Below are 24,540 nucleotides of genomic sequence, written 5' to 3'. Positions count from 1 at the left end.
TCCGCCGGGTCACGACTTGCCCGCAATCCACAGGCTCGCGAAGACCAGCGCGACCATGCCGACGAGGAAGATCGCCAGGCCCTCGGTCGAGGGACCGTACCGGCCGAGGTTGAACCCGCCGTGGTCCTCGCCCTGCTTCAGGGTCTCCTGGATGTAGGCGATGATGTCCGCCTTCTGCTCCGGAGTGATCTGGTTGTCACCGAAGACCGGCATGTTCTGCGGGCCGCTCAGCATGGCGGCGTAGATCTGCCGGTCGCTCGCCGGGCGCAGGCTCGGGGCGAACTTGCCGGAGGAGAGCGCGCCGCCGCCACCGCCGAAGGCGTGGCACTGCGAGCAGTTGACCCGGAACAGCTCACCGCCGGCGGCGACGTTGGCGTCCTGGTGCAGGTTGTCACCCGACGGCACGACCGGGCCGCCACCCAGCTCCTGGACGTACTGCGCCAGCTGGCGGACCTCCTCGTCGGTGAAGAGTTCCGGCTTGCGCCAGGCCTGCGCCTCCTGCCGGGCCATCGGCATGCGGCCGGTGCCGACCTGGAACTCCACCGAGGCCGCGCCGACTCCGACCAGGCTCGGTCCGCGTCCCTCGACACCCTGCGCGTTGCGACCGTGACAGGTCACACAGCTCACGTCGAACAGCGCCTTGCCCTCTGCGGCGGCGCCGGTCAGCGGCGGGTTTTCCTGCGCCTGCACGCCGGGGGCGAAGACGGTGTAGGCGCCGCCGGCCAGCATCAGCGCGGCGAACAGCCGGACCGCGGCGCCCAGCCGGCGGCGGCCCCTGCTGCGCGCTACGGGCCGCCCACGCAGGCGCGCGAGCAGACCGCGTCGGCGGTCGTTGTCAGAAGTCATGACCTGTGTCCTTAACCGGTTGGACCTTGTCTCAGGGGACGGAGCAGCGGCGCGATACGTGACGCGCCAAGATCACTGAAGCCAGTAGATCATGGCGTAGAGCCCGATCCACACCACGTCGACGAAGTGCCAGTAGTACGACACGACGATCGCCGAGGTGGCCTGGGCGGGAGTGAACCGGCCCATGGTGGTGCGGATCATGAAGATGACGAAGGCGACGAGACCGCCGGTCACGTGCAGGCCGTGGAAGCCGGTGGTGAGGTAGAACATCGACCCGTAACCGTCTTCGTTGATCTTGATGCCCTCGTGCACCAGCTCGCGGTACTCGTTCACCTGGCCGAGCACGAAGATCAGGCCCATCACGAAAGTGATCGTGAACCAGCGCCGCAGGGCGTGGACGTCACCCTTCTCCGCCGCGAAGACGCCGAGCTGGCAGGTCACCGAGGACAACACCAGGATCACCGTGAAGGTGGTCGCATAGGGGATGTTGAGGTGCTCGGTGTGCTTCGCCCACTGCTCCGGCGCCGCAGCGCGGATGGAGAAGTACATCGCGAACAGCGCCGCGAAGAACATGAGTTCGCTGGAGAGCCACACGATCGTCCCGACGCTGACCATGTTGGGTCGGGTCAGGGAGTGGATCCGGCTCTTGTCAATGGCTGGGGCCGCAGTCACGCGGTCATTATTGCCCTTGACCGGGGCGGGCGATCAGCGGGGTGCCCAAACCAACGTGAGGGATGGCCCGATCGTGGTGGTCCGGTTCGCCTGGCCTAGCCTGAAAAGCGTGCTGCACGTCGATTCGATCTTCGCCGCGACCTCGGCGGGCCCGTCGGCGGTCCTCGCCGCCGGGGGCGACGCCGTCCCGCCGCCGTTCACCGTCGCCCGGGTCTTCACCGAGACCCGCCTGGACAGCTGGCTCGCCCTCGGGCTGGTGCTGGCAGCCGGACTCTACCTCTACGGGGTGTACCGGCTGCGGCTGCGCGGGGACGCCTGGCCGATCGTGCGGACGATCTGCTTCCTCGGCCCGGGCCTCGGCGGGATCGCCGCGGTCACGGTCAGCGGCCTGCACGCGTACGACACGTCGCTGGTGTCGGTGCACATGGTGCAGCACATGGTGCTGTCGATGGTCGCGCCGATCTTCCTCGCCCTGGGCGCCCCGGTCACCCTGGCCCTGCGCACGCTGCCGGTACGCCCGCGCAAGCGGCTGCTGGCGCTCGTGCACAGCCGGTTCGCCAAGGTCTACAGCTACCCGCTGGTGGCGTTCAGCATCTTCGTGGTGAACCCGTTCGCGCTCTACTTCAGCGGCCTCTACGAGTACACGCTGGAGCACGCCTGGGCGCACGAGCTGGTGCACGCGCACTTCATCGCCACCGGCTGCGTGTTCTTCTGGCCGCTGCTCGGCCTCGACCCGCTGCCGGGACGGTGGCCGTACCCGGGGCGGGCGCTGCTGATGCTGCTCTCCGTGCCGTTCCACACGGTGCTCGGGCTCACCATCATGCAGAGCACCACGCTGCTCGGCGGCGACTGGTACCCCTCGCTCAACCTCTCCTGGTCGAACCCGTGGGACGACCAGGTGGTCGCCGGCGGCATCCTCTGGGCCGGTGGCGAGTTCGTCAGTGTGACGATGCTCGCGGTGCTGGTCCTGCAGTGGATCCGGCAGTCCGAGCGGGAGGCCCGCCGGCTCGACCGCGAGCTGGACCGCCAGGAGGCCCGCGAGCGGGCGGCCGACGCCGCCGCGACCGCGGCCCCGACTGCGGCCCCGGCCCCCGGCACCCCGGCCTGAGCTGCGCCGACGCGGCGTGCGCAGCGCGCCGCCGGGCGGGATGTCAGCTACGCCACACCGGCGGGTACGATCAGCGGGCAGCTACGAGGTGGGAGCCAGTCCAGCGATGAGCGATCGTCTTTGCACCGTCCTGCTCTACAGCGACGACCCGCAGGTCCGTGACCGGATGCGGCTGGCCGTCGGCACCCGCCCCGCGCCCGGCCTCCAGATCGAGTTCGTCGAGGCGGCCACGTACGCCGAGTGCATCCGGCTGGTCGACGACTACGAGATCGACCTCATGCTGCTCGACGGCGAGGCCAGCCCGGGCGGCGGCATCGGCATCGCCCGCCAGATCAAGGACGACCGGGACGACGCCCCGCCGACCTGCGTGGTCATCGCCCGCTCCGCCGACCGATGGCTCGCCGCGTACGCGCAGGTCGACGCCACGCTGGTGCACCCGCTCGACCCGGTGACCACCGGCACCACCGTCGCCGAGCTGCTGCGTACGCACGCCGCCGCCTGAGTCCGCGCGCTCGGCGGCGCCTCCGGCGCCCGGGCTGACGGGCGCCGCCCCCGTCCCACCCGCACCCACGCCCGCTCGGGAGGCCCACGATGGGCGAACGGACCTGGCCGCACCTGCTCAACACGCTGTTGCGCGGCGGGGAGCTCTCCACCGCCGACACCGCGTGGGCGATGGACGAGATCATGACCGGCGCCGCCGCCCCGTCCCAGGTCGCCGCCTTCGCGGTGGCCCTGCGGGCCAAGGGCGAGACCCCCGCCGAGCTGGCCGGGCTGGTCGAGGCGATGCTCGGCCGGGCGGTCCCGGTGGAGCTGCCCGAGGAGTTGCGGCAGACCGCGCTGGACGTGGTCGGCACCGGCGGTGACCTCGCCCACACCGTGAACATCTCCACCATGACCGCGCTGGTGGTGGCCGGTGCCGGCGTCCGGGTGGTCAAGCACGGCAACCGCGCCGCCTCCTCGCTCTGCGGCACGGCCGACCTGCTGGAGTTCCTCGGGGTGCCGCTGGACCTCGCGCCCGAGCAGGTCGCCCGCTGCGTCGAGGAGGCCGGGATCGGGTTCTGCTTCGCCGGCCGGTTCCACCCCGGGATGCGGCACGCCGGCCCGGTCCGCCGCGAGATCGGCGTGCCCACCTTCTTCAACTTCCTCGGCCCGCTGACCAACCCGGCCCGGCCCAGGGCCGGCGCCGTGGGCTGCTTCGACGCGCGGATGGCCCCGGTGATGGCCGCGGTCTTCGCCGGGCGGGGCGACTCGGCGATCGTGATGCGCGGCGAGGACGGCCTGGACGAGTTCACCACCGCCGCCCCGACCCGGGTCTGGGTAGCCCAGCAGGGCACCGTCAGAGAGGCGCTGCTGGACGCGCGGGACCTCGGGGTACCCCGGTCCACCCTGGCCGACCTGCGGGGCGGAGACGCGGCGTACAACGCCGGGGTGGCGCGTCGGCTGCTGGCCGGCGACCCCGGCCCGGTACGGGACGCCGTGCTGGTCAACTCCGCCGCCGCGCTGGCCACCCAGGGTCCGTTGGACGGTGACCTGACCGAGGCGCTGCGGGCCGGGATGGACCGGGCCGCCGAGTCGATCGACTCGGGGGCGGCGGCCGCCGTCCTGGACCGCTGGGTCGAGGTGGCCCGCGCCCTCTGAGCGCCGGTCCGCCGGCCGGTGACGGGACGCGCCGAGGGCGGTCGCGGCCGGAATTGTCGGAGGGGCGTGCCAAACTACACGGGAGTAATTTTCCGTTTTCCACCGATGGCGGCGATGGCCGTCGGCGGGCACCGGAGCGAGAGGAGACGCCCGTGTCGGACCGCGAGCTCTACTGCGACACCTGCGAGGGCGTTCAGCCGTTCGAGGCCCCACCCTGCGTCGACGGTCACGGCGCCGACTGCGCCGAGCTGGTCTGCATCGGCTGCGGCGCGGCCGTGCTGATCGCCACCTTCACCTTCCAGGCCCCGCGCCTCGCCGACCGGCGTGGGCGGGCGGCGTCCCGATCCGGCCGCCGCGCGGCCTGACCAGCCCTCGAGCCTTCACCCGCGGCCACCCGACGAGGTCGGCCTATGGACGGGACGCCGCAGGTCGACCGCGCCCCGACGGACGTCGTCCCGGCCCTGTCGAGCTGATGTCGTGGACGACTCACACCCGGCCACGCCTGCCGAGCGCCGATGCCAGCGCCACCGCAGGCAGCCTGAACCGTTCGCGTCATCAGCTTCACAGCGCGCGAACGATCCCCGGGGCAGCGACCCGTCGCACAACTCCCCAGCGGGCAGCCGACGACCGTGAGCCGGCCCGCCGGCGGCACGGGGCGGAACACGCGCAGGCCCGCGTCCCGGAAGCGGGACGCGGGCCTGCGGGCGAAGCCGTCGGATCAGTGCTCGGCGGTACGCCGGGTGCCGGTGTAGTACTCGAAGAGCAGGCCGCAGGCGGCGAAGATCACCGCGACCAGGCCGGCGCCCAGCAGCCAGAACTGCCAGTACACCAGGCCCAGGCCGGCCACCGCGGCGGCCAGCGCCAGGCCGAACGGCCAGTAGCTGCCCGGGCTGAAGAAGCCGATCTCGCCCGCGCCGTCGGCGATCTCGCCGTCCGGCCGGTCCTCCGGCCGCAGGTCGATGCGGCGGGAGACGAACCAGAAGAAGCCGCCACACATCGCGCAGAGCAGGAACGACAGCAGCAGGGCCACGGTGCCGACCCACTCGACCTGGCCGCCCGAGTCACCCCAGGTCCAGACCCCGTAGAGCACCGTCGCGCCGAGGAGGAACGCGGCAATGACGAGGAAGATACGCCACTCGGTCTTCATGTCGGTTCCCTCAGTTCCTCGGGTCGGAGTGCGACTTGTCGGGGTTGAAGGTGCCCACGTTGCGCCGCGTCTTGAACGGCGTGGTGGTCTTCGCGTACGGGTCCTCGCCGATGGCGCTGAGCGCCTCCTGCGTCGACTTGCCGTCCCGCTTGGCCGCGAGGAACTGGTCGTACTTCTCCGGGGAGACGACGCGCAGCTCGAAGTTCATGAAGGCGTGGTAGCTGCCGCAGAGCTCGGCGCACCGGCCGACGTACGCGCCCTCGCTCTCCAGCTTGGAGACCTCGAAGACGTTGCGGACGTTGCCCGGCATGACGTCCCGCTTGAACAGCAGCTCCGGCACCCAGAACGAGTGGATGACGTCGCGGCTGGTCTCCTCGAACCGGATCGACCGGTCGGTCGGCAGGACCAGCACCGGGATGACCTCGCTGGTGCCGAGCACCGATGCCACGGTGTTGGCCTCCGGGCCCTGACCGTCGCGGTAGTTGAACTGCCAGTTCCACTTGAACGCGACGACCTCGACGGTCACGTCGGGGTTCTTCGTCGTCCGGACCACGTCGGTCTGCACGACCGCCGTGTAGTAGAAGAGCACCGAGACGATGAGGATCGGCGCGATGGTGTAGAGGAACTCCATCGGCAGGTTGTAACGGGTCTGCACCGGCAGCTCGTTGCCCCGCTTGCGGTAGCGCACGACGCACCAGAAGATCAGGCCCCACACGAAGACGCCGACCGCGAGGGCGGCGATGCAGGAGGCGATCCACAGGTCGTACATCCGGTGCGACTCCGGCGAGATGCCGCCCTGCGGCCAGCCGAAACCGTCGACCGCGCTGCCGACGTCACAGCCCGTGAGCAGAACCAGCAGCGCCGCTCCGCCGAGACCGAGCCCGGCGAGTCGACCAGCACCACGCCGCCGGCGCCCACCGGCTCCTGGGGAAGCGCTGTGCCGTACGGCCGAGGGCCGTACCTCCGAACTCCTTGCGACCACCTGGTCCTGCCTCCCTAGCGCGCCGCGGTGGGTTTCCCTGAAGCACCGACGGCAAAGGCGTCACCGACGGTCGCAGATTACTCGACCATGACGGGCTCGCCCGTGTTGGGGTCACTGTGCGCCCCCATCGGGGGGCTCGTGGGCAAACCGACCCGATAGCGTGGGCTGTCGTGAGCCCTACCCCGGTCTACCTGGACGCGGCCACTGCCGCGCCGCTGCACCCGGTCGCCCGGCAGGCGCTGCTGGCCGCCCTCGACGACGGCTGGGCCGACCCCGGCCGCCTGTACAGCCAGGCCCGCCGGGCCCGCCAGCTCCTCGACGCCGCCCGCGAGGCCACCGCGGCCACCCTCGGCGTCCGCGCCGACGAGCTCTCCTTCACCCCCAGCGGTACGACGGCCGCGCACGGGGCGGTGCTGGGCGGGCTGGCCGGGCGGCGGCGGGTCGGGGCGACCCTGGTGCACTCCGCGATCGAGCACTCCGCGGTGCTGCACGCCGCCGAGCGGCACGTGGCCGGCGGGGGCGCCGCGGTCGGCGTGCCGGTGGACCGGCTCGGCCGGCTCGACCTGTCCGCCTGGTCCGAAGCGGTACGCGCGCCGGGGGTGGCGCTGGCCGCGTTGATCGCCGCCAGCCACGAGGTGGGCACCGTCCAGCCGGTGGCGCGGGCGGCGGCCGACTGCGCCGACGCCGGTGTCCCGCTCTACGTCGACGCGGCCCAGGTGGTGGGGCGGGCGCCGGTGCCGGCGGGCTGGTCGGTGCTGACCGCCAGCGCGCACAAGTGGGGCGGGCCACCCGGCGTGGGGCTGCTGGTGGTGCGCAAGGGCACCCGCTGGGAGTCGCCCTGGCCGGCCGACGAGCGGGAGTCGGGGCGTACCCCCGGGGTGGTGGACCTGCCGGCGGTGGTGGCGGCGGCGGCGAGCCTGCGCGCGGCGGCGGCCGACGCCGCGGCCGAGGCGGCCCGGCTGGCGCCGCTGGTGGACCGGATCCGGGCCCGGGTGGCGGCCGAGGTGCCGGACGTGGAGGTGGTCGGCGACCCCGTCGACCGCCTCCCCCACCTGGTCACGTTCTCCTGCCTCTACGTCGACGGCGAGGTGCTGCTGCACGCGCTGGACCGGCGCGGCTTCGCGGTCTCCTCCGGCTCCTCCTGCACCTCCTCGACGCTGCGCCCGTCGCACGTGCTGGAGGCGATGGGGGTGCTGTCGCACGGCAACGTCCGGGTGTCGCTGCACCGGGAGACGACCGAGGCGGAGGTCGAGCGGTTCCTGGCCGAGCTGCCGGGGATCGTCGCCGAGCTGCGCGCCGAGGCGGGGGTGGTGGGGCTGTGACCGAGCCCACGGAGGTGCTGGACTGCCGGGGCCAGCGCTGCCCGCTGCCGGTGATCGCGCTGGCCCGGCGGCTGCCCGAGCTGCCGGTCGGGGCCGTGCTGCGCGTCCTGGCCGACGACCCGGCCGCCGCGGTCGACATCCCCGCCTGGTGCCGCATGCGCGGCCAGCACTTCGTCGCCGCCGTGCCGGACACCCCCGCCTACGACGTCCGCCGCACCCACTGACCCCTCCCCCACCCACGAAGATCCGCGCGGGCGGGGGTGGGTCAGGTGAGGTAGGTGAGGATGGCGGGGAGGGGGTCCAGGTCGACGGAGGTGTCGACCACCAGGCGCGGACCGATGATCGGCTCGTACTCGGCGCGCCGGAGCAGGGTCTGGTCCCAGGTGGGGGTCAGCGGGTCGGGCTCGGCCGGTAGCCGTGCCTCGACCCGGCGGCGGTGCTCCGCCTCGTCGCCGCAGTGCACCTCGACCAGCCGCAGCGGCACCCCGGCCCGCTCGGCCAGGTCGTGCCAGAGACCGCGGGCGCTGGCCACCGGGTTGACCGCGTCGACCACCACGCTCAACCCCAGCCCCAGCTGCACCTCGGCCAACCCCGCCACCGCCTGGTACGCGACCATGCCGGGCACGTCGCCGACCAGGCCGTGGCGGGCCAGCGCCCGCTCGACCGGGTCGACCGGCAGCACGGGCGCGCCCAGCGCCGCGCCGACCCGCTGGGCGAGGGTGCTCTTGCCCACCGCCGGCAGACCGGCGAACGCGACCAGGACCGGGCTCACGGCAGCAGGTACGGCCGCACGTCCTCGGCGGCGGCGTCGCCGTACGACTCGGCCAGGCGCTTGACGAACAGGTCGCGGCGGACCTCGTACTCCTGGGTGCCGACGGTCTCCAGCACCAGCGTGGCGAGCAGCGAGCCGACCTGCGCCGCCCGCTCCAGGCCGAGGCCCCAGGAGAGCGCGGCGAAGAAGCCGGCGCGGAAGCCGTCGCCGACGCCGGTCGGGTCGACCGCCTGGATCTCCCGGGCGATCGGCACGTGGATCTTCCCGAAGTCCCGGCCGGCGATCTCCGCGCCGTCCTTGCCGAGCGTGGTGACCCGCACCTTCACCCGGTCGAGCAGCTGCTCGTCGGTGAGGCCGGCCTTGCTCTGCAGCAGCGACTTCTCGTAGTCGTTGGTCATCAGGTAGTCGGCGCCGTCGATCAGGCCGATCACGTCCGCGCCGTCCATCCGGGCGAGCTGCTGGGACGGGTCGGCGACGAAGGCGTAGCCACGGTCCCGGCACTCCGCCGAGTGGCGGATCATCGCCTCCGGGTCGTTGGCGCTGACCAGGACCAGGTCCAGACCGCCGAGCCGCTGGGCGACCGGGGAGAGCTCGATGTTGCGGGCCTCGCTCATCGCCCCGGCGTAGAAGGAGGCGATCTGGCACATGTCGGTGTCCGTGGTGCAGACGAACCGGGCGGTGTGCGCCACCTCGCTGACGTGCACGGACTCGCAGTCGACCCCGTGCCGCTCCAACCAGGAGCGGTAGTCGGCGAAGTCGGCGCCGACCGCGCCGAGCAGCACCGGGCGCAGCCCGAGCTGGGCCATGCCGAAGGCGATGTTGGCCGCCACCCCGCCCCGGCGCAGCACCAGGTCGTCCACGAGGAACGACAGCGACACCTTGTGCAGCTGGTCGGCGATGAGCTGGTCGGCGAAGCGACCGGGGAAGCTCATCAGGTGGTCGGTCGCGATCGAGCCGGTCACGGCGATCTTCATGTCAACCCTCGGGGTCGGGAACACGGCGCCGGTCAGCCTACCGGTCCCCCCGGGGCGCCGGTCCAGGGTCGGTCGGCGGCGCGCCACCCGCCGCTCATCCGGACGTCACCTCGGTGCGGAGGTGAGAAAACCGCCCACAGACGGCGGCGGGGCCGCCCCGAAGGGCGGCCCCGCCGCACGACGTGCTCGTCGACTCAGCTGAAGGAGTCGCCGCAGGCGCAGGAGCTGCCCGCGTTGGGGTTGTCGATGGTGAAGCCCTGGGCGTCGATCCGGTCGGCGAAGTCGATGGTCGCCCCGGCCAGGTAGGGGGCGCTCATCCGGTCGACGACGACCTCGACACCGCCGAAGTCGGTGACGACGTCACCGTCGAGCGACCGCTCGTCGAAGAAGAGCTGGTACCGCAGGCCGGAGCAGCCGCCCGGCTGCACCGCGACCCGGAGCCGCAGGTCGTCGCGGCCCTCCTGCTCGATCAGGGCCTTGACCTTCTGCGCCGCGACGTCGGTGAGGACGACGGAAGTAGGGGCCTGGGCCTCGGTCGACTCGGTCTGCGCTGGCGTGGTCACGTGGAAATCTCCCTGCGCGGTATGGGTCCGGACGCACTGGCCAACGTCGCGCGTCGTCCAGTGATTCCCGGTGTGGTCCAGATCCGATCGTACGCCGCCCCGGCCGCCGCCACCCGGGGGCGTGACCTCACGCTCGTGAACCGCGCCGCAGGTCCGCCCAGGCGGCACTGCGCCGCGCCCGGCGGGCGCCCACCCGGTGCGGGTCTCAGCGGCTCCACTGCCGGGCCAGCCGCGCGCCCAGCGCCCGCAGCCCTTCGGCCGGGCGGCCCATCGCCGCCTCGACGCCGCCGCGTTCCTCCCCGCCGAAGTGCTCCACCAGGCTGTACGTCTCGGTGACGCCCGCCGAGGCCGCCTCCCGCCGCCCGGTGCTCACCCGTCCCGCCAGCACCACGCAGGGCACGCCCCGGTCGCGGGCGGCACCGGCCACCCCGGCGACCACCTTGCCGCGCAGCGACTGGTGGTCGAAGGATCCCTCCCCGGTGATCACCAGGTCGGTGGCGTCGAGCGCGGCGTCCAGCCCGATCGCCCGGGTGACCAGGTCGATGCCGGACTCGCAGCGCCCGCCCAGGGCGAGGATCGCCGCGCCGAGGCCGCCGGCCGCGCCCCCGCCCGGGAGCGTGCCCAGCCCGGGCGGGCAGCCGGGCAGGTCCCGTTCGAGCACCGTCGCCCAGCGCTCGAGCGCGGCGTCGAGCAGCAGCACGTCCTCGCGGGTGGCGCCCTTCTGCGGGCCGTAGACGTTGCTCGCCCCGTGCAGCCCGAGCAGCGGGTTGTCCACGTCGGTGGCGGCGACCAGGGTGGCCCCACGCAGCCGGGGCGCGCCGTCGAGGGTGGCGACGGCGGCCAGCGCGGCCCCGCCGTAGGGCAGGGCCAGGCCGGCGTCGTCCAGCGGGGTCGCGCCGAGCGCGGTGAGCAGGCCGGCCCCGCCGTCGTTGGTGCCGGAGCCGCCCAGCCCGACCACCACCGTGCGGGCGCCGTGCTCGACGGCCGCGGTGACCAGCGCGCCCAGCCCGTAGGAGGTGGTCGCCTTCGGGTCCCGCTCGGCGGCGGAGAGCAGGTGCAGCCCGCAGGCCTGGGCGCTCTCCAGGTAGGCGGTGCCGTCGTCGGTGAGCAGGATCTCACCGGCGGCCGGCCGGCCGAGCGGGTCGACGGTCGGCACCGGGATCCGCCGGCCGCCGAGGGCGTCGGCGAGCACCGCGACGAAGCCCGGCCCCCCGTCGGCGAGCGGCCGGATCAGCAGGTCGTCACCGGCGGCGACGGCCCGCCAACCCTCGGCGACGGCGGCGGCGACCTCCTGGGCCGCGAGGGTGCCGGCGAACTTGTCCGGGCAGAGCAGCACGCGCATGCCTGGCAGTGTGGCAGCCCACACCGGCCGAAGCTGCACGGCAGCCACGCTGTGGGACCATGGAGGGCGTGACTTCGACCTGGGTGGAACCCTCCAACACCGCGACTGCGCTGCTGCTCCTCGGCCGCGGCAGCGACCCCGCCACCGAGCGTGGCGTGGAGTGTCCGGGCGACCTGCCGGCGCCGAGCGACCCCGACCTGGTGGCCCGCGCCGCGGCGGCCAAGGCCGCGCTCGGCACGAAGGTGTTCGTGCTGGGTCACCACTACCAGCGCGACGAGGTGATCCAGTTCGCCGACGTGACCGGCGACTCGTTCAAGCTGGCCCGTGAGGCGGCCGCCCGGCCGGACGCGGAGTACATCGTCTTCTGCGGCGTGCACTTCATGGCCGAGAGCGCCGACATCCTCACCTCGGACGCGCAGAAGGTGATCCTGCCCGACCTGGCCGCCGGCTGCTCGATGGCGGACATGGCGGTGCTGTCGCAGGTCGAGACCGCCTGGGACGTGCTGACCGAGCTGGGCATCGCCGAGGCGACCGTCCCGGTGACCTACATGAACTCCTCGGCCGACATCAAGGGCTTCGTCGGGCGCAACGGCGGCGTGGTCTGCACCTCGTCGAACGCGAAGCGGGCGCTGGACTGGGCGTACCAGCAGGGGTCGAAGGTGTTGTTCCTGCCCGACCAGCACCTGGGCCGCAACACGGCCGTGCTGGAGATGGGCTTCTCGCTCGACGACTGCGTGCTGTACGACCCGCACAAGCCGAACGGCGGGCTCACCCCGGAGCAGCTGCGCGACGCGAAGATGATCCTGTGGCGCGGGCACTGCTCGGTGCACGGCCGGTTCACCCTCGACAGCGTCAACGACGTCCGCGAGCGGGTGCCCGGGGTCAACGTGCTGGTCCACCCGGAGTGCCGGCACGAGGTGGTCACCGCCGCCGATTACGTCGGCTCTACCGAGTACATCATCAAGGCCATCGAGGCGGCCCCGGCCGGCTCGGCCTGGGCGGTCGGCACCGAGCTGAACCTGGTCCGCCGGCTGGCGCTGGCCCACCCGGACAAGCAGATCATGTTCCTGGACAAGGCGGTCTGCTACTGCTCGACGATGAACCGGATCGACCTGCCGCACCTGGTCTGGGCGCTGGAGGAGCTGGTCGCCGGGCGGGTGGTCAACCAGATCACCGTGGACCCGGACACCGCGCACCACGCCCGGGTGGCGCTGGACCAGATGCTCGCGCTGCCGGGCGCCGACACCCCGCCGCCGACCGCCAACTGATCACCCTCGGTCACATCGCTGGTACGGAAACGCACCGGAATCCCCGGTTCGTGCCGTGCCTGGCGATGTGACCGATTCCATTTTCGTCACCGAGGGCTATGCTGCCGGGGCGAACGACATCGCGGACCGTTTTGCGCCGGTCCCATTCCGGGTAGCTGGACAGCCGGCAAGACAGCTGGACAGCCCGACCCCACTCTCGACACACAGCACCACCCGACGCGCGCTGGAGGTTGCGTTGACCAACGACGTCCTGGTCGTACACGGAGGCACGCCGCTGGAAGGGCGGATCCGCGTGCGCGGCGCGAAGAACCTCGTCTCGAAGGCGATGGTCGCCGCCCTGCTCGGCGACACCCCCAGCCGACTGTTCGACGTGCCGCGCATCCGTGACGTCGAGGTGGTCCGCGGGCTGCTCGGCCTGCACGGGGTGAAGGTCAGCGACGGCGCGGAGGAAGGCGAGCTGGTCTTCGACCCGGCCAACGTCGAGAGCGCCAGCACCGACCAGATCAACGTGCACGCGGGCTCCAGCCGGATCCCGATCCTGTTCTGCGGCCCGCTGCTGCACCGCCTCGGGCACGCGTTCATCCCGGACCTGGGCGGCTGCCACATCGGGCCGCGCCCGATCGACTTCCACCTCCAGGCGCTGCGCGAGTTCGGCGCCACGGTCGAGAAGACCCCGGAGGGGCTGCACCTGTCGGCGCCGAACGGGCTGCACGGCACCAAGTTCGCCCTGCCGTACCCGAGCGTGGGCGCCACCGAGCAGGTGCTGCTCACCGCGGTGATGGCCGAGGGCGTCACCGAGCTGCGCAACGCCGCCGTCGAGCCGGAGATCATCGACCTGATCTGCATCCTGCAGAAGATGGGCGCGATCATCAAGGTCCACACCGACCGGGTGATCGAGATCCAGGGCGTCAAGCGGCTCAGCGGCTACACCCACCGGCCGATCCCGGACCGGATCGAGGCGGCCAGCTGGGCGGCGGCGGCGCTGGCCACCCGCGGGCACGTCGAGGTGCTCGGCGCCCAGCAGGTCGACATGATGACCTTCCTGAACGTCTTCCGCTCGGTCGGCGGCGCGTACGAGGTGACCGACGCCCGCGCGCCGAAGCTCGGCGACCCGGGCCAGGAGGGCGGCATCCGGTTCTGGCACCCGGGCGGCGAGCTCAACGCCGTGGCGCTGGAGACCGACGTGCACCCCGGCTTCATGACCGACTGGCAGCAGCCCCTGGTGGTCGCGCTGACCCAGGCCCGCGGGCTGTCGATCGTCCACGAGACGGTCTACGAGCAGCGGCTGGGCTACACCGAGGCGTTGAACACCATGGGCGCCAACATCCAGGTCTACCGGGACTGCCTGGGCGGCACCCCGTGCCGCTTCGGCCGGCGCAACTTCAAGCACTCCGCGGTGATCGCCGGCCCGAGCAAGCTGCACGCGGCCGACCTGGTCATCCCGGACCTGCGCGCCGGGTTCAGCCACCTGATCGCGGCGCTCGCCGCCGAGGGCACCTCCCGGGTGTACGGCGTCGACCTGATCAACCGCGGCTACGAGGACTTCGAGGCCAAGCTGGCCAGCCTGGGCGCGCACGTCGAGCGTCCGTAACCGAACTCACCCGCTCCACCGAGCGCCCGGTGCACCGTGATGTGCACCGGGCGCCGTCGTTTGGCTACCCTTCACCTCGTGCCGTCGCTGTTTCGCCGCAAGCCCGCCGAGTCCGACTCCTCCGCCACCGTCGTGGTGACCGAGGAGCAGTCCGCCGCGCGCCCCCGGGGCTACACCCCGAGCAAGAAGGAACTGGGCCTCCAGACCCCGAAGCGGCCGGTCGCCGGTCGCCGGCCCGCCGGTCCGGCGAAGCCGCTGACCAAGGAGGAGGCCCGGGAGCAGCGCCGGGCGGCCCGCGCCGAGGCGGCAGCCGAGTTCCGCCGCGAGGGCGGCCCCCGCGACCGCGGCCCGGAGCGGCTGCTGGCCCGCAACGTGGTCGACTCCCGGCGCACGGTCGGCACCTGGTTCTTCGGCGGCGCGCTGATCGTGCTGATCGGCTCCAACCAGGCCATGCCGCCGGCGATCCGGCTGGCCTCGAACGTGGTCTGGGGTGCGCTCGCGCTCGGCGTGGTGATCGACTCGATCCTGATCTCCCGCAAGATCAAGAAGCTGGTCCGCGAGCGGTTCCCCACCAGCGGCGAGCGGATGGGGTCGCTCTACCTCTACGCGATCATGCGCTCGATCACCTTCCGCCGGATGCGGGCGCCCGCGCCCCGGGTCAACATCGGCGACAAGATCTGACCCGGAGGGCTCAACCGGTGACCGGGACCTGCCGCCCCTGCGGGGACCGGTAGAGCCGGGTCACCACCTCCTCGATGTCCGGCTCGACGATCGAGATGTCGCGCAGGGTGGCCAGGCCGGCCAGCCCGGCCACCACCTCCGCCGCGCCCGCCGACTCGCAGGCGTAGACCAGCCGGCGCCCGTCGGCCTCGACGCGTTCCAGCGGTGCGCCGGGCAGCGTCGGCGGGGTGGCCAGCGCGGCGTCCAGCTCGGCGACGACCAGCCGGCGGGAGCCGTACCGGCTGTGCAGGGCGGCGATCGAGCCGTCGTGCACCACCCGGCCGTGGTCGATCACCACGAGCCGCCGGCAGAGCCGCTCGATGTCGGCCAGGTCGTGCGTGGTGAGCACCAGCGTGGTGTCGCCGGCCCGGCTCAGCTCGCCGAGGAAGTCGCGGACCGCCTGCTTGCTCACCACGTCCAGGCCGATGGTGGGCTCGTCGAGGAAGAGCACCCGCGGGCCGTGCAGCAGCGCGGCGGTCAGCTCGCCGCGCATCCGCTGCCCGAGGGAGAGCTGCCGCACCGGGGTGTCCAGGAACTCGTCGAGGTCCAGCAGGCCGCGGCAGCGGCGCAGCCGGGCCGCGTGGTCGCCGGCCGGCACCCGGTAGACGTGCCGCAGCAGGTCGAACGAGTCGCGCAGCGGCAGGTCCCACCAGAGCTGGGAGCGCTGGCCGAAGACCACGCCGATGCCGAGGGCCAGCCGGGTGCGCTGGGCGACCGGACGCAGCCCGCAGACGCGTACCTCTCCGCCGGAGGGAGTGAGCACCCCGGTGAGCATCTTCAGGGTGGTGGACTTGCCGGCGCCGTTGGGGCCGATGTAGCCGAGGGTCTCCCCGCGCTCCACCCGCAGGTCCACCCCGTCGACGGCGGTGACCGTCCGCTTCTCGCGGCGCAGCCGGCCGACCTTGACCCGTACCGTGAACTCCTTGCGCAGCCCCTGCGCGTCGATCACCAGGCTCATGACCCCGTACTCCGATAGTGGCGGACACCGACGCGCCAGGCCACCGCCGCCGCGGCGGCGGCGACCAGCGCGACGCCGGGGGAGGCCCAGCCCGCCCAGGACGGCAGGCCGAGCGGGTCGGCCCGGCCGAGCAGCGCCAGCGCCGGCTGGTAGCTGACGAAGGCGAACCCCAGCGCGTACGCGAAGACGGCCCGGAACCAGCCCTCGAAGACCGTGACCGGGTACGAGGTGAAGTCCCGGCCGCCGTAGGTGATCGAGTTGGCCAGCTCCCCCGACTCCACCCAGTAGAACGACACGGTGGCGGTGGCCACGAAGAGCGAGCCGAAGAAGACCACCCCGGCCAACGGGGCGACGACGGCCAGCGCCACCCGGCCGGGCGTCCAGTCGATCCCTGCGGTGGTCAGCGCCACCACCAGCACGGCCAGGCCGAACAGGGCCCGGGACAGCTTGCGCAGCGGCAGGTCCATCAGCAGCAGCTGGGGCAGCGCGCCGAGCGGCCGCAACAGCACCGCGTCGAGCAGCCCGGTGCGCACGTACCGGGGCAGCCGCTCGATGTTGCCGACCAGCAGGTCGGCGGTGGCGAACGCGCAGGAGGAGAGGCCGACCATCACCAGCGTCTCGGACAGCGTGAAGCCGCCCAGCTCGTGGGTCACCCCGTAGAGCACCAGGACGGTGACCACGTCGAAGACGGTGGCGCCGACGTTGCCCAGCAGGTCCACCACGAAGGAGGTCCGGTACGCCGTCTGCGACCGCGCCTGCGCCCGCAGCAGGGCCCGGTACGCGGTGGCCGTGCCGCCCGCCTCAGCCACCCTGCACCACCAGCCGGCGTTCGGCACGGCGCTGCACCAGCCGGCAGGCGGCCAGGATCAGCACCGTCCAGCCGAGCTGGAGAGCGACCAGCCCGAGCTGGGTGGCCGGCGGGTCCCGCTCGACCAGCACGTCCAGCGGGGTCTGCAGCAGGCTCGGGAAGGGGGTGCCGAGCCAGAGCCAGAGCTGGAGCGGTTCGGGCAGGAAGCGCAGCGGGAAGTAGAGCCCGGCCAGCACCCCGGAGCCGAGCGTCCAGAGGATCATCGGGCCCCGGACGTCCTGCAACCAGTACGCCGTGGTGTTCACCAGGAACCGGCAGCCGAAGCAGAGCACCACCGCGCTGACCACGGAGACGACGAACAGCGGCAGGGTCCACCAGCGGGTGGGCAGGTACACGTCGAAGAAGAGCGGGCCGACCAGCACCGGCGGCAGCATCCGGGCCAGCGCGGCGTACCCGGCGCGGCCCAGGTCGGTGGCGAGGTAGCTGGTCACCGGGTGCACCGGGCGGAGCAGGTCACCGGCGACGTCCCCGGTGCGGATCCGGTCGGCCAGGTCGGACCAGCCCCAGAGCAGGATCACCGCCAGCAGGCCCTGCGCGGCCCAGACGAAGGTGGCGAGCTGCGCCCGGTCGTACCCGGCGACGCTGCCGGCGCTCCCCACCGCGGCGAGCAGCACGTAGCAGTGGAGGAACCCGAAGACGGAGTTGGTGACGACACCGGCCAGTGCGGCCTGCCGATAGGTGGCGTATCGTCGGAAGCCGGAACGTGATATCGCCCAGAATGTCCGAAACCATAGGATAACGTTTGAGGCCGTGGGCGGTGCCACAGTGGCGGTGACCGAGCCCACGCCGTTACCCTCCATCCGCAGCCATGCCGTGCCGGGTTGGGCGACTCTACCGGCAGGTGGAGGCCCCGGCACGACAATTTCCAACGAGGTGACACCGCCGTGAGCGAGCGACGCGAGCCGGGCATCGGGCCGCGCCGCACGGGCGGCGACGAGGGCCTTCGATGACGGCCGGCTACCGCGACCGCTGGGCCGACCCGGCCGAACCCTCCTGGGTGGTCGAGCCGACCACGGAATGGCAGCCCCAGTTCCCCGGCCAGCGCTACCCCGGCGACATCGGGCCCCGGCACACCCCGCCGCCGCGCGGACGGGCCGCCGTGGTCGGCCGGACCGAGGTGCCCCCGCTCGCCCCCACCCGCCCCGACGGGACGTACCTCGGGCGGTCCTGGGACGACCACGACGAGGAGCCGCCGCGCTGGGGCGGCCAACCGGCCGCCGAGCAGCACCACGACGACGAGGCGTACCGGCGCAACGACGACCTGTACCGGCGGCCGGTCTCCGACCTGACCTGGCAGCGGGAGCGCCGCCAGCCGGAGCCGGAGGCCCCGGCCCCCCGCGCCGCCCGTACCGCCTGGGCCGACCGCCACCCCGAGGTCGCCGACCGGCCGCGCGAGGGCACCGACCGGCCGCGCGAGGCGGCGTGGCACCGCGACCGCGGCGCCCCCGACCGGTACGACGGCCGCCCCCAGCACCCCGGGATCGCCCCGGTCTCCCCCGGTCCCCGCCACGAGCCGCACCGTGGTGGCGAGCCCGGCTGGATGCCCGAACCCGACGAGGCCCCGCCGTCGCGCCGGCCCGCTGGGTACGAGCGCCGGCCGGCCGAGGACGGTCGCCGGTGGGACGGTCACGAGCAGTTCCCGGCCGACCGACGGACCCGCCCCGACCAGGAGGCCCCCGGGCGGTACCGCGAGCCGGACGAACGCCGGCCGCGCCACGACGAGCGCCCGTCGGCCCCCCGCGGCTACGACGACCGCCCGCCCGCCCGCGGTTACCCAGACCGGCCCATGCCCAACGGGTACGACGACCGACCCGGGCGCAACGGGTACGACGACCGGCCCGCGCCCAACGGGTACGACGGGCAGCGGCCCGCGCCCGACGGGTACGACGACGGGCGTCGTCCACCGTCCCGAGGGTCCGAGGAGCGCTGGCAGCGCGGGTACGACGAGCGCCGCCACCCCGACGAGCGGGGACCGTCGCGCGAGGCGGCCGCCCGCGCCGAGGCGTACCCGGACCGCCGGCCGCGTGAGGCGACACCGCCCGCCGAGGCGTACCGCGAGCAGTGGGGCCGTCCCGGCGCGGACCGCGACGGCGGCCGGCGGGGCGTACCCGGGCCGGAGCACGGCCGGCAACCGGAGCAGCGGCCCGCCCGCCCGTCCTGGCACGAGCAGCGGCCCGCCGCGCACGGCCCGGTGCGTCCGATCTCGCCCGCGCCGGTCTCCGGGGCGCCGTCGTCCGGCGGCCCAGTGCCGGGCGCACCCGTCTCCCCCGCCCCCACCTCGGGCGCGCCGGTCTCGGGCGCACCCGTCTCCCCCGCCCCCACGTCCGGCGCGCCCGTCTCGGGCGCACCCCAGGCGGGCGGGCCGGGCCGCCCGGTCGCCGACCCGCGTGCCGCCCACGGCCGGGACGGCCGCGCCGCCGGCCCGCCGCCGTTCACCGCCGGCACCACGCCCCCGGTCCCCGGTACGCCGCGCCCGGTGTCGCCGGCCGCCGGCGGTGTGCCGGGTCGGATCGGCGATCGGCCCACCTCAGCCCCACCCGGGCCCGACCGCACCGCGCCCGTCTCGTCGCCCCCGGCCGCCCGGCAGCGGCCGGAGTTCCCGCCCGGCCAGGAGCCCGCGGCGCGCCGGACCGCACCCAGCGGCCCCCCTCCGACCGCCCCGCACCCACTCCCGGCCGAGCACCGGCCGATGTCCGCGCCCCCGGCCGACCGGCGCCCGGTGTCCGGTGCCCCGGGATCGGAGTTCCGCCACCCTGCCGACTACCGGGTGCCGCCAGCGCAGGGCCGTCCGCTCCCCGGACAGCAGCCGATGCCCGCGCCAGACCAGCGACCGGTGTCCGGAGCGCCGGTCGGGCACCGGCCCGTGCCCGGGCCGTCCGTCGGTCCCCGGCCCGTCTCCGGACCGCCCGCCGGCACGCCACCGACGCCCGAGGTCCGGGGCCAGGTCGCGCCGCAGCGGCTCGTCGGCCCCGCTCCCGCGCAGCCCGGTCCGTCCCTGGAGATCACCCCGGACAAGCCGCGCCGGTACGTCCCCCCGGCACCGGAGCCCACCACCCCCGCGCCGCCGGTGGCGCGCGGGTCGGAGCCGAACACCTCCGAGGCCTGGTTCCGCCCCGCCCGCCCGGTACCCCCGCCGCCCCCGGCCGACGAGGCCGGTGCCGGCGGAGCCGACCGTCCGGTGTCCGCCCCGGCTGGCGCGGCGGAGGCGGCCACGCCCGCGCCGGCCGTCCGCCCGGCTTCGGCCGACCCGCCGCGAGCGGAGTCGCCGTCCGTGGCCCCGATGTCCGCCCCGCCCGGGCAGTCCACTGACACCACCCGGTCCGGGCAGCCCACGGACGCGCGTCCCGCCGCCACGTCCCCGGCCGACGAGCCGTACCGGCCGGTTTCCGCGCCACCCGCCTTCCGGCCAGTCTCCGCGCCGCCTGCGCACCGACCGGTCTCCGCGCCACCCGTGCAGCGACCGGTCTCCGCGCCGCCTGCGTTCCCGCCCGACGAGGCCGCGTCCGTTGCCATGTCACCGCCGGTGGAGTCCCCGGTCGCGTCCGCCGGGCCGGCCGCCGGACCGGTCGGGCCCACTCCGCCGGAGCGGTCCACCGTGGACGGGGAGACCGCCGCGACGGTGCCGGTCGAGGCCGCACCGTCCGCGTCGGGGACGGGGAGCACGGCCGCCTCGGTCAGCGACGCCAGCGACCGGATCACCGCCGCCGGGGATTCGCCCACCTCCACGCCGGAGACGTCCTTCGCGCCCGCGCCGCCCGTCCCGGCGTGGCCGGGGGCCGAGGAGCCCGCCGTCCCGGCCCCGGCCGCCCGGCCGGTGTCCGCGCCGCCGGCACCGACGGCCGCCCAGGACGCAGCGGCGATCCGACCGCTCTCGGCGCCGCCGGTGGCCGGAGACGCTTCCGCCGACGGCCTCGCGGGTGACGCGGCCCGCCCGTCCGCCCTCTCCACCGGCCAGGCGGACACCTGGTCGCCGGAATCGACTCCCGCGACGCCCCCGACGTCCACGTCCCCGCCACACGCCGGGCCTCCCTTGCCCGCGCAGGCCGGACCGACCGACTGGATCGAACCGAGCGACCAGGCCGGAGCGGGTTTCCGGAGCGGCCCGGGCGAGCGGCCCACGCCGGTCGACGAGGCGGACCGGGAGCAGCTCACCGGGCTTTCGGGCTGGGCCGACCCCGGCACGGCGATGGACCAGGAACTGCCGGTCGGTCCCGCCGCGACCGACGGTCACTCCGTCTCCCCTGCTGAGGCGGAGATCCCCGGGCCGCCGGCCCCGGTGTCCGCGCCACCGGTCGACGCCTCGACGCCGGCCCGCCCGGTGTCCGCGCCACCGGTCGACACCGCTGCGGAACCCACCCGCCCGGTCTCCACGCCGGCAGCCGACATCGCCGAGCCTGCCCGCCCGGTTTCCGGCCCACCGGCCAACACCGTCGAGCCAGGCCGCCCGGTCTCGGCACCGCCGGCCGACGCCTCGGTGACACCTGCCCGCCCGGTCTCCGCGCCACCAGCCGGCACCGTCGAGGCTGCCCGCCCGATGTCCGCGCCACCGGCCGACATCGTCGAGCCAGGCCGCCCGGTTTCGGCACCGCCGGCCGACGGCACGGTGACGCCTGCCCGACCGGTATCCGCGCCACCAGCCGACATCCCCGAATCTGCCCGCCCGATGTCCGCGCCACCGGCCGACTTCGTCCAGCCAGGCCACTCGGCCTCGGCACCGCCAGCCGAGGGTACGGTGACGCCTGCCCGCCCGGTCTCCGCGCCACCAGCCGACATCTCCGAGCCTGCCCGCCCGGTTTCCGCCCCACCGGCCGACACCGTCCAGCCAAGCCACTCGGTCTCGGCACCGCCGGCCGACGCCTCGATCACCCCGGCCCGCCCGATCTCCGCCCCACCGGCCGAGGATCGTGCGGCAGCGCCCGGCGGGCCGGACGACGCCGAACCGGCCCGACCGGTGGCCGCACCGCCGGCCGGACCCGCTGCGGCGGTAACGGCCGGACCGGAGGCTGTCGGCATGCCGGCCCGGCCCGTCTCCGCGCCGCCGGCCGACGCACCCGAGCAGCCCGCCCCGCCGATGCCGGACGCACCGTCGTCCGTGGCCGGCCTCGACAGCCCCGACCCGGCGTCGGCCAGCCGGCCGGTCTCCGCCCCGCCCGGGACCGACACCGACGGCGAGGCCGCCGCGCCCGTCCCGGAACCCCCGGCACCGACCGGCGCCGCCCCGACCGCGCCCGCGCCCGCGGCGTCGACGCCGTCCGTCGCGCCGGTCTCCGGGCCGCCCGCCGACGCCCCGGAACAGTCCACCCGGCCGGTGTCGGCGCCCCCGGCCGCCGCCCCCACGGCCGAGGCGGCCACCGTCCCGCCCGCCGCGCCGCAGGGCGACCCGGAGCAGGTCCTGGCCGCGTACCGGTGGCGGCTGGACCCCGAGACGCTGCGTGAGGTCGTCGGCGACGCCGACGAGCTGCGAGCGTTGCGCCGGCGGCTGACCGAGAAGCTCGGCGCGTCCCTCGACAACCGGGCCCGGGCGCGGCTGCTCAGCCTCCGGGCGGTGGTCTCCCGGGTCGTGCACGACCTGGACGACGCGCTCGCCGACGGCCGGCTCGCCCTGACCTACGCGGAGGCGACCGGCGAGCTGCGGCGCACCGCGCTGGCCCGGGCCCGGCTGGCCGAGGTGCTGCGCTGGAAGGGCGAGTTCGCCGAGGCGGACCGGCTCTTCGCCGAGGCCAACTCGGCCGAGCTGCCGGACCGGCTGCGGGCGGCGCTGCACGAGCACGCCGGCCGTTCCTGCTACGACCAGGGCCGGCTGATGGAGGCCTGCGAGCACTTCGAGCGCGCCCTGGACCTGCGCCGGGCCGACGACCCGGAGCTGACCGAGCGGATCCGGGTCTGTCTGGACGCGGTGCACGCCCGGGCGGCCACCCAGGGCGGCTTCGGGCCGTACCCCCGCAGCCGGGACGAGGTGCTGCGCGGGCGACGGTCCCCGGTGCCCACACTCGACGGCGGCCTGGGCCGCTGGGGATACGCGGACGCAGACGGCGAGCTGGTCCTCGACTACCGGTACGCCGAGGCGCAGCCCTTCCGTGAGGGCCTGGCCTGGGTACGCCGCCCCGACGCCCCGGGCTGGGAGCTGATCGACGAGGCCGGCACCACCCTGATCGGCCCCTCGTACGCGGCGGTGCGGGCCTTCTCCGACGGCCTGGCCTGGGTCTCGCGCGGTGGCGAGGCGGACTGGATGGCGATCGACTCCGAGGACACCGTGGTGGTGCCGGGGGGCTTCGAGGACGTCCGGCCGTTCACCGGTGGGGTCGCCGCGGTGCGCCGGGGCGGCTGGGGTGCGGTCGACCGCAACGGCCGGTTGGTGGTCCCGACCCGCTACCACGGTTTCCGCACCGCGCTGGCCGACGGCCGGCGGCTCGACGGCTTCACCGACGAGGGGCTGGCCGTGGTGGAACTGGGCGGCTTCCGGGGCGTGGTGGACCGGACGGGCAGGATGCTGGTCGCGCCGGCCCACCCGGAGCTGGTGATCCACCCGGTGGCGTTCCTGGCCAACGACCGCACCGGCCGGTGGGGCGCGCTGGACCGGCGCGGTGAGCCGCTGATCGACCCGGTGCACCCGGGCCGGGACGCGGTGCTGGCCGAGATCGACCTGCTGCTGACCGACGCTCATCCGGTGCTCTGAACCACCCCGTCGTTGTGCCGTCCGGTGGTCATGATCCGGCCGGACTAGGGTCGGGGACATGGAATTCCGACACCTAGGCCGTTCCGGCCTGCTGGTCAGCGAGATCTCGTACGGCAACTGGATCACCCACGGTTCGCAGGTGGAGGAGGACGCGGCGCTGGCCTGCGTCCGGGCCGCCCTGGACACCGGCATCACCACCTTCGACACCGCCGACGTGTACGCCGGCACCCGCGCCGAGGAGGTGCTCGGCAAGGCCCTCGCCGGCGAGCGCCGCGAGGGCGTGGAGGTGTTCACCAAGGTCTACTGGCCGACCGGGCCGGGCCGCAACGACCGGGGCCTGTCCCGCAAGCACATCATGGAGTCGATCAACGGCTCGCTGCGTCGGCTGCGCACCGACTACGTGGACCTCTACCAGGCCCACCGGTACGACTACAGCACCCCGCTGGAGGAGACGATGTCGGCGTTCGCCGACATCGTGCACGCCGGCAAGGCGCACTACATCGGCGTCTCCGAGTGGAAGGCCTCGCAGATCCGCCAGGCCCACGCCCTCGCCCGCGAGCTGCGTATCCCGCTGGTGTCCAACCAGCCGCAGTACTCGATGCTGTGGCGGGTCATCGAGACCGAGGTCGTCCCCACCAGCGAGGAGCTGGGCGTCGGGCAGATCGTCTGGTCGCCGATGGCCCAGGGTGTGCTCTCCGGCAAGTACCTGCCGGGTCAGCCGCCGCCGGCCGGTTCCCGGGCCACGGACGAGAAGTCCGGTGCCGGGTTCATCGCCCAGTGGCTGACCGACGAGGTGCTGACCCGGGTGCAGCGGCTCAAGCCGCTGGCCGAGCAGGCCGGGCTGACCATGCCGCAGCTCGCCATCGCCTGGGTGCTGCAGAACCCGAACGTCTCCTCGGCGATCGTCGGGGCGTCCCGCCCCGAGCAGGTGCACGACAACGTCAAGGCGGCCGGCGTGAAGCTCGACGCCGACCTGCTCAAGGCGATCGACGAGATCGTCGAGCCGGTCACCGAGCGGGACGCGGCGAAGACCGAGAGCCCGGCCCAGCGGCCGTGACGCTCACCCGGGCCGGCGCGGCGTCCGCGCCGGCCC

General features: G+C 74.4%; 22 protein-coding genes. 11 read left to right on the top strand and 11 right to left on the bottom strand.

The window, feature by feature from the left end:
• Positions 1 to 9 precede the first annotated feature (9 nt).
• Positions 10 to 846 carry a cytochrome bc1 complex diheme cytochrome c subunit gene (gene qcrC, locus V6U88_RS05035; RefSeq protein WP_334450225.1) on the bottom strand — a complete coding sequence of 279 codons (837 nt, stop codon included), beginning with the start codon at positions 844 to 846 and terminating at the stop codon, positions 10 to 12.
• 72 nt (positions 847 to 918) lie between these two features.
• On the bottom strand, positions 919 to 1,518 hold the full coding sequence (gene ctaE / locus V6U88_RS05030; RefSeq protein WP_334450223.1) for an aa3-type cytochrome oxidase subunit III: 600 nt from the start codon (positions 1,516 to 1,518) through the stop codon (positions 919 to 921).
• A gap of 109 nt (positions 1,519 to 1,627) precedes the next feature.
• Here ctaE and V6U88_RS05025 point away from each other — a divergent pair, with 109 nt between their 5' ends.
• From V6U88_RS05025 to V6U88_RS05010, 4 genes are all read left to right on the top strand, one after another.
• Positions 1,628 to 2,626, top strand: coding sequence for a cytochrome c oxidase assembly protein (locus tag V6U88_RS05025; RefSeq protein ID WP_442934568.1), 999 nt, complete (start codon positions 1,628 to 1,630; stop codon positions 2,624 to 2,626).
• Positions 2,627 to 2,732: 106 nt separating this feature from the next.
• Positions 2,733 to 3,128, top strand: coding sequence for a hypothetical protein (locus V6U88_RS05020; protein ID WP_334450221.1), 396 nt, complete (start codon positions 2,733 to 2,735; stop codon positions 3,126 to 3,128).
• A gap of 89 nt (positions 3,129 to 3,217) precedes the next feature.
• The gene (gene trpD, locus V6U88_RS05015) at positions 3,218 to 4,264 is read left to right on the top strand and encodes an anthranilate phosphoribosyltransferase (RefSeq protein ID WP_334450219.1); all 1,047 of its coding nucleotides are present in this window, start codon (positions 3,218 to 3,220) and stop codon (positions 4,262 to 4,264) included.
• Positions 4,265 to 4,416: 152 nt separating this feature from the next.
• Positions 4,417 to 4,629 (top strand): hypothetical protein, encoded by a 213-nt coding sequence (locus V6U88_RS05010; protein ID WP_334450217.1) that lies wholly within the window; start codon positions 4,417 to 4,419, stop codon positions 4,627 to 4,629.
• 353 nt (positions 4,630 to 4,982) lie between these two features.
• Here the strand turns inward: V6U88_RS05010 and V6U88_RS05005 are convergent, their stop codons facing one another.
• Positions 4,983 to 5,411 (bottom strand): cytochrome c oxidase subunit 4, encoded by a 429-nt coding sequence (locus tag V6U88_RS05005; protein ID WP_334450215.1) that lies wholly within the window; start codon positions 5,409 to 5,411, stop codon positions 4,983 to 4,985.
• A gap of 10 nt (positions 5,412 to 5,421) precedes the next feature.
• Entirely contained in the window at positions 5,422 to 6,393 is a 972-nt protein-coding gene (gene ctaC / locus V6U88_RS05000; RefSeq protein ID WP_334450213.1) for an aa3-type cytochrome oxidase subunit II, read from the bottom strand.
• Between the two features lie 170 nt (positions 6,394 to 6,563).
• On the opposite strand from ctaC, the gene V6U88_RS04995 reads away from it, so the two are divergent.
• Both V6U88_RS04995 and V6U88_RS04990 read left to right on the top strand, forming a co-directional pair.
• On the top strand, positions 6,564 to 7,715 hold the full coding sequence (locus V6U88_RS04995; protein ID WP_334450211.1) for a cysteine desulfurase family protein: 1,152 nt from the start codon (positions 6,564 to 6,566) through the stop codon (positions 7,713 to 7,715).
• Positions 7,712 to 7,939, top strand: coding sequence for a sulfurtransferase TusA family protein (locus V6U88_RS04990; protein WP_334450209.1), 228 nt, complete (start codon positions 7,712 to 7,714; stop codon positions 7,937 to 7,939). Before V6U88_RS04995 ends, V6U88_RS04990 begins: the two co-directional genes overlap by 4 nt.
• 41 nt (positions 7,940 to 7,980) lie before the next feature.
• Here V6U88_RS04990 and V6U88_RS04985 read toward each other — a convergent pair whose 3' ends face one another.
• The 4 genes from V6U88_RS04985 to V6U88_RS04970 all read right to left on the bottom strand — a co-directional run bounded on the left by V6U88_RS04985 (position 7,981) and on the right by V6U88_RS04970 (position 11,366).
• Positions 7,981 to 8,487 (bottom strand): AAA family ATPase, encoded by a 507-nt coding sequence (locus V6U88_RS04985; protein ID WP_334450207.1) that lies wholly within the window; start codon positions 8,485 to 8,487, stop codon positions 7,981 to 7,983.
• Complete coding sequence (locus V6U88_RS04980; protein WP_334450205.1) at positions 8,484 to 9,461, bottom strand: carbohydrate kinase family protein; 978 nt, start codon at positions 9,459 to 9,461, stop codon at positions 8,484 to 8,486. Before V6U88_RS04980 ends, V6U88_RS04985 begins: the two co-directional genes overlap by 4 nt.
• 194 nt (positions 9,462 to 9,655) lie before the next feature.
• A complete protein-coding gene (erpA, locus tag V6U88_RS04975; RefSeq protein ID WP_334450203.1) occupies positions 9,656 to 10,024 on the bottom strand; it encodes an iron-sulfur cluster insertion protein ErpA in 369 nt (122 codons plus the stop codon).
• A gap of 205 nt (positions 10,025 to 10,229) precedes the next feature.
• On the bottom strand, positions 10,230 to 11,366 hold the full coding sequence (locus V6U88_RS04970; protein ID WP_334450201.1) for a glycerate kinase family protein: 1,137 nt from the start codon (positions 11,364 to 11,366) through the stop codon (positions 10,230 to 10,232).
• A gap of 68 nt (positions 11,367 to 11,434) precedes the next feature.
• On the opposite strand from V6U88_RS04970, the gene nadA reads away from it, so the two are divergent.
• The 3 genes from nadA to V6U88_RS04955 all read left to right on the top strand — a co-directional run bounded on the left by nadA (position 11,435) and on the right by V6U88_RS04955 (position 14,906).
• Positions 11,435 to 12,634 (top strand): quinolinate synthase NadA, encoded by a 1,200-nt coding sequence (nadA, locus tag V6U88_RS04965; RefSeq protein ID WP_334450199.1) that lies wholly within the window; start codon positions 11,435 to 11,437, stop codon positions 12,632 to 12,634.
• A gap of 235 nt (positions 12,635 to 12,869) precedes the next feature.
• Complete coding sequence (gene murA / locus V6U88_RS04960) at positions 12,870 to 14,225, top strand: UDP-N-acetylglucosamine 1-carboxyvinyltransferase (protein WP_334450197.1); 1,356 nt, start codon at positions 12,870 to 12,872, stop codon at positions 14,223 to 14,225.
• Positions 14,226 to 14,303: 78 nt separating this feature from the next.
• Complete coding sequence (locus tag V6U88_RS04955) at positions 14,304 to 14,906, top strand: DUF3043 domain-containing protein (RefSeq protein ID WP_334450195.1); 603 nt, start codon at positions 14,304 to 14,306, stop codon at positions 14,904 to 14,906.
• A gap of 10 nt (positions 14,907 to 14,916) precedes the next feature.
• Here the strand turns inward: V6U88_RS04955 and V6U88_RS04950 are convergent, their stop codons facing one another.
• From V6U88_RS04950 to V6U88_RS04940, 3 genes are read right to left on the bottom strand one after another with little or no spacing between them, the layout of a single operon-like run.
• Entirely contained in the window at positions 14,917 to 15,903 is a 987-nt protein-coding gene (locus V6U88_RS04950) for an ABC transporter ATP-binding protein (RefSeq protein ID WP_334450193.1), read from the bottom strand.
• Positions 15,900 to 16,712 (bottom strand): ABC transporter permease, encoded by an 813-nt coding sequence (locus V6U88_RS04945; RefSeq protein ID WP_334450191.1) that lies wholly within the window; start codon positions 16,710 to 16,712, stop codon positions 15,900 to 15,902. The genes V6U88_RS04950 and V6U88_RS04945 overlap by 4 nt, the downstream gene beginning before the upstream one ends.
• On the bottom strand, positions 16,705 to 17,556 hold the full coding sequence (locus tag V6U88_RS04940; RefSeq protein WP_442934567.1) for an ABC transporter permease: 852 nt from the start codon (positions 17,554 to 17,556) through the stop codon (positions 16,705 to 16,707). The genes V6U88_RS04945 and V6U88_RS04940 overlap by 8 nt, the downstream gene beginning before the upstream one ends.
• A 161-nt stretch (positions 17,557 to 17,717) precedes the next feature.
• On the opposite strand from V6U88_RS04940, the gene V6U88_RS04935 reads away from it, so the two are divergent.
• Together V6U88_RS04935 and V6U88_RS04930 are read left to right on the top strand one after the other, a co-directional pair.
• On the top strand, positions 17,718 to 23,447 hold the full coding sequence (locus tag V6U88_RS04935) for a WG repeat-containing protein (RefSeq protein ID WP_334450187.1): 5,730 nt from the start codon (positions 17,718 to 17,720) through the stop codon (positions 23,445 to 23,447).
• A 58-nt stretch (positions 23,448 to 23,505) separates the two neighbouring features.
• The gene (locus tag V6U88_RS04930; protein WP_334450185.1) at positions 23,506 to 24,504 is read left to right on the top strand and encodes an aldo/keto reductase family protein; all 999 of its coding nucleotides are present in this window, start codon (positions 23,506 to 23,508) and stop codon (positions 24,502 to 24,504) included.
• The last annotated feature ends 36 nt before the right edge of the window (positions 24,505 to 24,540 follow it).

Source organism: Micromonospora sp. CPCC 205739, from assembly GCF_036906795.1.
GTDB lineage: Bacteria > Actinomycetota > Actinomycetes > Mycobacteriales > Micromonosporaceae > Micromonospora.
The sequence above is the reverse complement of the archived record's forward strand: the minus strand, read 5'-3'. Positions and strand labels throughout refer to the sequence as shown.